At 52.6% G+C, this 6,858-nt stretch carries 7 protein-coding genes; 5 read left to right on the top strand and 2 right to left on the bottom strand.

Annotation, left to right across the window (positions count from 1 at the left end; genetic code table 11):
* Positions 1-333: 333 nt before the first annotated feature.
* From ADJ24_RS07110 to ADJ24_RS07130, 5 genes are all read left to right on the top strand, one after another.
* Entirely contained in the window at positions 334-1,470 is a 1,137-nt protein-coding gene (locus tag ADJ24_RS07110) for a D-alanyl-lipoteichoic acid biosynthesis protein DltD (RefSeq protein WP_032668156.1), read from the top strand.
* Positions 1,471-1,598: 128 nt separating this feature from the next.
* Positions 1,599-2,717, top strand: a complete 1,119-nt coding sequence (locus tag ADJ24_RS07115; RefSeq protein WP_023311047.1) for an MBOAT family O-acyltransferase — start codon at positions 1,599-1,601, stop codon at positions 2,715-2,717.
* Positions 2,714-4,147, top strand: a complete 1,434-nt coding sequence (locus ADJ24_RS07120; protein ID WP_048702295.1) for an AMP-binding protein — start codon at positions 2,714-2,716, stop codon at positions 4,145-4,147. The genes ADJ24_RS07115 and ADJ24_RS07120 overlap by 4 nt, the downstream gene beginning before the upstream one ends.
* Before the next feature lie 17 nt (positions 4,148-4,164).
* Positions 4,165-4,383, top strand: coding sequence for an acyl carrier protein (locus ADJ24_RS07125; protein WP_021240839.1), 219 nt, complete (start codon positions 4,165-4,167; stop codon positions 4,381-4,383).
* Between the two features lie 251 nt (positions 4,384-4,634).
* Complete coding sequence (locus ADJ24_RS07130) at positions 4,635-5,471, top strand: alpha/beta fold hydrolase (RefSeq protein ID WP_023311045.1); 837 nt, start codon at positions 4,635-4,637, stop codon at positions 5,469-5,471.
* 35 nt (positions 5,472-5,506) lie between these two features.
* On the opposite strand, the gene ADJ24_RS07135 is transcribed toward ADJ24_RS07130, so the two are convergent.
* Both ADJ24_RS07135 and ADJ24_RS07140 read right to left on the bottom strand, forming a co-directional pair.
* On the bottom strand, positions 5,507-6,223 hold the full coding sequence (locus ADJ24_RS07135) for an SAM-dependent methyltransferase (protein WP_023311044.1): 717 nt from the start codon (positions 6,221-6,223) through the stop codon (positions 5,507-5,509).
* 9 nt (positions 6,224-6,232) lie between these two features.
* Complete coding sequence (locus ADJ24_RS07140; protein ID WP_021240841.1) at positions 6,233-6,490, bottom strand: YjhX family toxin; 258 nt, start codon at positions 6,488-6,490, stop codon at positions 6,233-6,235.
* Between the last annotated feature and the right edge of the window lie 368 nt (positions 6,491-6,858).

Below are 6,858 nucleotides of genomic sequence, written 5' to 3' on the forward strand. Positions count from 1 at the left end.
CCTTTCGGGTCGCCGGTTTTCAAGACCGGTGCCTTCAACCGCTCGGCCACGCTTCCAAAGTGAGGCGCACTATAAACATCTATTAGCGCCTTGTAAAGCAGGAATTTTTCTATTTTTACCCACCGGCGTTTGACTGCGCAAAAATCACCCATACGCTGCTCTCACGTCACTCACCTCGACCTTGTACATACCGTAACATAGCAACGCTCATCCTTTTAAATCGCTCTGGTATAGAATGCCTCAAAAATAGAAGGTCATTTGTTGTGTAATTGTTATAAATCTGAATTCCCGCAGATTTTAGACATTACTGCCATGCAGTGTTACGGGTTGATGATGAAAATCAAAAATACGCTTTGCTTACATATCCTGATGGCGACCCTGGCCATTTTGTTCCTTTGTGTTCACCCGCTGGTGACGAGCTTCAATCCGCCCCTCACCTTCCAGCCGCTGATAAAATCAATGGCGGGCACGCCTAAAGAACAAGCGGAAAAAATTGCAACTATTTCCCATGCATTAGAAGGGAATGCTATTTTCTTCATTGGCGCGTCTGAGGTTGCCACCTCAGAAGATGAACATTACGCCGTATATAATTACTTTAATAAGCAATTGCACAAACCCGTCGTGGCGTATGGCGATGCGTTCGTCGATGATGAAACGCAATTTTTACTGTTCTCTCGTTTTAAAAATAGCCTTAACGCAAACAGTAAAGTTGTTTTGCTTCTGGCACCTGACAGCTTTTACTCAAAAGGGCTGCCACCGGCTATTTATGCCGATAATTTCCCCGGCTCTATTTTTAATCCACTGATGAAGGATCCGCAGGCGCGCCCGCTGCTGGTTAATTATTTAAAGCATATTGATAGTAAAGAAATAAGCCATTTAACCTTTGGCCAAATGCGGGTCTTTGGCTGGCACCCCGATCTGATATGGGACGAACTGAGCTTCCAGTTTGCCAACGTCTGTACCCTGATAAAAAACGACTGGCTGGCGCTGCTCAACGTCACACCCCAGGCGGTACAGCCGTGGCCTCCGCAGACAGCCGCCCACATTGCTCCCGACTGGGATAAAGAGCTGGCGAATGCGCGCGAGTTAAATAAAAAACGCCAGCAGAGCGCGGCCACGCTGTGGATGGACAAAACGATTTACGAGGAGGACGGTACGCGGCAACAGTGGGATGACACGCCCGTCGTGCCTGCGCAAATCGCCGCGTTCAGTAAAACCGTCCAGCTGTTGAAAGAACGTCACGTGCAGGTGATTGCTATCGTCGACCCGGTTAACCCCTGGGCGCTTTACAATACCGATACCTTCCGTCCGGTTGATAAGCAAATTAAAACCATTCTGGAAAAGAACCAGATCCCGTATTTAGATATGTACGCCATGCCTTATCAAAATGGCTGGAACTGGGATCGTTTGCACCCTTCCGAACTGGCCTGGGTTCCTATGATTCGCTTTATTGCACAGAGTTTTAAATAATGAAAATCGCGATCCGTCTTTTTTTCCTTTATCTCCTGCTGGCGATTACCATCGTCGCGTGGACCTCTGTCGATGACAGCATGAGTATGCAGCTGCATTTTGAATATCAAAAGTTCTGAGGCCGAATGATGTACAGCTCAGGAATGTTTTTTGTTTATTTATTTTCATCCGCGCTGGCGTTTGCGCTGGTCAATCGCGTATTACGCCATCGTCTGACCTGGTTATCTGCGCTATCGGTGCTGACGGCGCTGGGATGGGGATATATATTTCAGGGTGATTATATTGTCCCCGCCGCCGTTTTTTTCAGCTTTTATGTTTTTGCCACGCTAAAAGAGAAGGGATGGTTAAAAACGTGGCAGGCAATCGTTCTGACATTATTGCCGTTGCTGCTGGTGAAATTACATTTAAATAACCACTGGGGCATGATCGGCCTCTCTTTTATGACGTTCCGCGCGGTGGACGTGCTGCTCTATCGCAGTAAAAAAGAAGGGCAGAATTTCCTGCACTATTTCTGCTATCTGTTTATGCCCTTTATTATCCTTGCCGGCCCAATGTACCGCTGGCGGACATGGATGAGTGACGTCAGCAAGCCCGTATTTGCCCTTAACCGTGGACAGTTTTTAGTCGCGTTAGAGCAAATCATTACCGGCATTGTCCAGAAGTTCCTGTTTGCCATGCTGATTGATTCGCTTGTCGTGCAGCCCTGGAGCCATAAGCCGTTTACGCTGACCGTGGGCGTGGTGATGTCGATTGCCTACAGCACCTACCTGTACTTTGATTTTGCGGGCTACAGCAATATGGCCACCGGCGCAGGCCGCCTGTTTGGGCTCAACATCCCGGCAAACTTCAATATGCCGATTCTGGCAAAGAACCCGCAGGATTTCTGGCGCCGCTTCCACATCAGCCTGTCTGAATGGCTGCGCGATGTGGTCTTTATGCCCGTTTATATGAACCTGATGAAGTTCAACTTTTTCCGTCAGAACAAAACGCTGGCGCAAAATATCGGTATTTTTTGCACCCTGTTCTGCATGGGGGCATGGAATGGCCTGGAGCGCCATTACGTCATCAGCGGCGCGCTGTTTGGCGCGATTTCCGTCGCTCACAACATGCTGCTGTGGTCATCCAAACGCAGCCCGGCATTGCACCGCGGCTTGCAGTATCCGGCCGTTGCGTTTTTAGGGCGAATTCTGACGCTGGGAAGCGCCGCGGGATCCCTTTACATCTTTAGTGGAATGTCACCTCTATGAAAAATCACTCCGATCTTCAGGAACTGCAGGATTTCTTACGTGCGGCATTATGCGATCCCGCCTCCCCGCAGCAGCTGGCCATCAGCGGCAGCGACGAAGCCTTAAGCTGGCTACAGCTTTCCGCTGCCGTGACGGACTGGGCGCAGCGCTATCAGCGCTGCCAGCCTGTTGCCGGTACGCCGGTCGTATTGTACGGACACCAGCAGGCCGAGTTCGCCGTGGCGATTTATAGCTGCCTGCTGCACAACATTCCGTACATCCCGGTGGACTGCATCTATCCGCAGGAGCGCCTTCGGGAGATCTGCCATCTGGCCAGCGCCCCTTACTATTACGACGTGGCGACCCGGCAGTTCATCGCCACCGGGGAACCGGGCAAGGTACTGGAGGAGCAGGATCTGGCCTACATCATGTTTACTTCAGGCAGCACAGGTAAACCTAAAGGCGTGCAGATTGGGCGTGAAAGCGTATGGCACTTCATGAAATGGGTCAGCCAGGACTTTTCACTGCCGGAAAAACCGGTCCTGATGAACCACGCGGTATTCAGCTTTGACCTCTCCCTCATCCCTTTGCTGGCCAATCTGGCGATGGGCGGGCACATCGTGCTGAACGCCAAAGAGGACATTCAGAAAGAGAACTGGCTGGAACGACTGAAAAGCAGCGCGGTCTCCGCCTGGATTTCGACCCCCTCTTTTGCATACCAGCAGCTGCTTTCCCCGCAGTTCAACAGCGAGTATTTGCCAGCGCTGAGCGTCTTTATCTTCATTGGTGAAGTGTTAAATAAGGCGCTGGTTAAACAGCTCCGCCGCCGTTTCCCGCAGGCCAAAATCATTAACTCCTATGGCCCTACGGAAGCGACCATCGCGACGACCGTGGTTGAAATCACTGATGCGATCCTGAACAGCGACAGCGCCGTGCTGCCGGTCGGAGTCATGATGCCTGAGAGCAAAATGGAAATTTCCGCCGACGGCGAGCTAATTATCTGGGGTAAAAACGTCATGCGCGGCTATCTCGGCCTGCCGCAGGAAAACGCGGCGAAATTACTCCGTCGGGAAGATGAAGCGTTTCGCGGCTACCGGACCGGCGATCTGGGCTATGAAGCGGGGCTTATTTACTGCCAGGGCCGCAACGACAGCCAGGTCAAACTGAACGGTTACCGTATCGAAATCAACGAGATCGAGAACCGCCTGCTGGCCATGTCCGGCATCAACGAAGCGGTGGTCCTGCCGCTGATGAAATCCTGCGGCAGCGTGCTGCGCATTGCCGCGTTCTGCGTGACGGATATGGCGCCGGACACCATCAAAACATCGCTGTCGAAGGTGGTACCGCACTATATGGTGCCTTCACAAATTATCGTACAAGACGCTTTGCCGCTGAATCCTAACGGCAAAATTGACCTCAAGCTGCTGGACGCTTACGCCCGCACAAATTAATGACTCCAGGAAAAATTATGGAACAAGAAATTCTCGCCCTGTTCGAAAAAGTGTTATCCCGTAAGGTGGGCTTTCACGATGAACTGATTGAATCTGACATTCTCGACTCCATCCTGGCGGTCGATATGGTGCTGGAAGTGCAGGACGTTTACGGCTGCACGATCCCGCCAACTGACGTGGCGACGGTGCTAAAAACCCCGGCAGACCTGGCCCGCTATATTGAAGAAAACCGCTAAACGCCCCTGCTGTTAATGCAGCCCTGAAGGCTCAGGAGGATCTCTCCAGAGCCTTCATTCTTTCCCTCTCCCCCTGCATGCTGTCCTGCTCCCTTTCACAGGAATGAAACCGACTGCTTTTATTATTTCTCCTACACTTTAGGAGTACTGTCGGTACGGGAAACAGAAAAAAGCCAACTTAATTAAGGCATTAATGATTCGCTGTGCGCTCAGCCGGGGAACGTTTTGCCTTTAACAGAGGAGTCTGCGGTATGGCATTCGTAACAACGAAAGATGGCGTCAATATTTACTACAAAGACTGGGGTCCAAAAGAGGCTCAGCCTATTGTTTTCCACCACGGCTGGCCGCTCAGTGCTGATGACTGGGATAACCAGATGCTCTTCTTCCTTGCAGAAGGCTATCGCGTTATCGCTATCGATCGTCGCGGTCACGGGCGTTCGGACCAGGTGAGTGAAGGCCACGATATGGATCATTATGCGGCCGACGCGTCAGCCGTGGTTGAAAGCCTGGATCTGCGCAATGCCGTGCACGTCGGTCACTCCACCGGCGGCGGACAGGTCGCCCGCTATGTTGCGCAGTATGGGCAACCGCAGGGGCGCGTCGCCAAAGCGGTGCTCGTCAGCGCCGTGCCGCCGCTGATGGTCAAAACGGACGGTAACCCCGGCGGGACGCCCATCGAGGTTTTCGACGGCTTCCGCAAAGCGCTGGCGGCTAACCGCGCCCAGTTTTACCTCGACGTCGCCAGCGGTCCGTTCTACGGCTTTAATCGGGATGGCGCGGACGTTTCACAGGGGACGATCCAGAACTGGTGGCGTCAGGGAATGATCGGCAGCGCCAAGGCCCACTACGAGGGGATTAAGGCGTTTTCAGAGACCGACCAGACGGAAGATTTAAAGACCATCACGGTTCCCGTTCTGGTGATGCAGGGCGACGACGATCAGGTCGTGCCGTATAAGAATGCTGCCCTGCTGCAGGACAAGCTGCTGGCGAACAGCGTACTGAAAATTTACCCGGGCTTCCCGCACGGGATGCATACCACCCATGCGGATACCATTAACGCAGATATTTTGGCCTTTATCCGCTCATAAAGGCCACGTTTAACGCCACCCTTGGGTGGCGTTGTTTATTCCCCCTGGCGTTTCTGCGCCACCAGCTGGATCATGTTGAAATACGCCCCGGCCCCCGCGTCCATAATGGGCACCATCATCTCCTGAGCGATCTCGCATTGCATAAACTCATCCCACGCCTGCTGGCAGGTATCCATCTCCCGTACGGTGGTCAGCGCCGCACCGGGCTCTTTTTCCCACAGTGCTTTCCACCAGGAGAGCGGATAGAAATACCACTCTGAGGTCCAGAAAGGTTTAACCACATCCGGGAGATGCGTTTCGCTGTACTCTCCGATAAACCCGGGAACGGCAACGGCAATATGACCGCCGGGTTTCAGGAAAGGTAGCAGAGTACCCAGCATGGCGTCATTGTTGCCGAAGTATTGATATGCGTCCACGCTGACGATCAGATCAAAGTAGTCATGCGCGAACGGGATTGCTTTCGTGGCATCAACCCGCAGCGGAAAGATTTTTCCGTCCAGACCCCGTTCGCTGAAACGTGCTGCATTTTCGTCCGGCGTAATCCACAGATCGGCAGCAAAAACCGTGGCGTCATATTTTTCGGCGAGCAGGATAGAAGAGATCCCTTTCCCACAGCCGAGATCGAGAATGCGCATTCCTGGAGCGATCGGCAGTTGAGCGACCAGCTCCTCGGTTAGCCGCATGGCGTTTGGGCCCATCATGGTGTCGAGCAAAAAAGCGCGGTCATAGCTATCTGTGTAAGGTGTATTCATCACTGCTCCTTAGCGATTATCCAGCTGGGCGCGAACGTTGTTCAGCCCGGTGGTGTTGATGCGGTATGGCTGCCCGTTCACGGATCGGATCAGCTTTTTGGTGCGGAGTTTTTTAAAGACGCTAAGCGTGCAGTCGCTCAGCACCAGCCCTTCACGGGTGTAGCACTCAACGGAAGTGACGCGGCCAGAGCTGTCGCGGACGTGCACAATTCGTCCACCTTTGGCGAGAACGTGTAAGGTACGTTGTTCCTGACGGGATAAATTCATACTGGAAAACCTGTGTAATCATCATGCGTAAAAACGAGCCCACACCCGCAGGTGCGCGCGTAAGGTTTAAGCGCAGCGATAACCAGTCCGTCCTGAAAAGGGCGGGAAACTGATTATCTGATGAAAACATTCTCCAGCATCAAAGCCTCGGTAAGAGATAGCAATATATTTACAGGGTGAATGATAACGCCTGTTTTTTACAGGGAAATGGCAGGGACTTAAAAGTGTGAGGCGGATCGGCAAATCCAAAAGAAAAACCCCAGGTTAACGAGTAACCTGGGGTTTATATCTGGCGGAAGCGCAGAGATTCGAACTCTGGAACCCTTTCGGGTCGCCGGTTTTCAAGACCGGTGCCTTCAACCGCTCGG

It is taken from the genome of Enterobacter sp. 940_PEND, assembly GCF_001059415.1.
In the GTDB taxonomy this organism is placed as follows: Bacteria; Pseudomonadota; Gammaproteobacteria; order Enterobacterales; family Enterobacteriaceae; genus Enterobacter; species Enterobacter cloacae_M.

Bases quoted from the DNA above. Each gene is read 5' to 3' on its own strand.
- ADJ24_RS07120 (WP_048702295.1), top strand. From the start codon at position 2,714: ATGAAAAATCACTCCGATCTTCAGGAACTGCAGGATTTCTTACGTGCG.
- ADJ24_RS07110 (WP_032668156.1), top strand. From the start codon at position 334: ATGAAAATCAAAAATACGCTTTGCTTACATATCCTGATGGCGACCCTG.
- ADJ24_RS07140 (WP_021240841.1), bottom strand. From the start codon at position 6,490: ATGAATTTATCCCGTCAGGAACAACGTACCTTACACGTTCTCGCCAAA.
- ADJ24_RS07115 (WP_023311047.1), top strand. From the start codon at position 1,599: ATGTACAGCTCAGGAATGTTTTTTGTTTATTTATTTTCATCCGCGCTG.
- ADJ24_RS07130 (WP_023311045.1), top strand. From the start codon at position 4,635: ATGGCATTCGTAACAACGAAAGATGGCGTCAATATTTACTACAAAGAC.
- ADJ24_RS07135 (WP_023311044.1), bottom strand. From the start codon at position 6,223: ATGAATACACCTTACACAGATAGCTATGACCGCGCTTTTTTGCTCGAC.
- ADJ24_RS07125 (WP_021240839.1), top strand. From the start codon at position 4,165: ATGGAACAAGAAATTCTCGCCCTGTTCGAAAAAGTGTTATCCCGTAAG.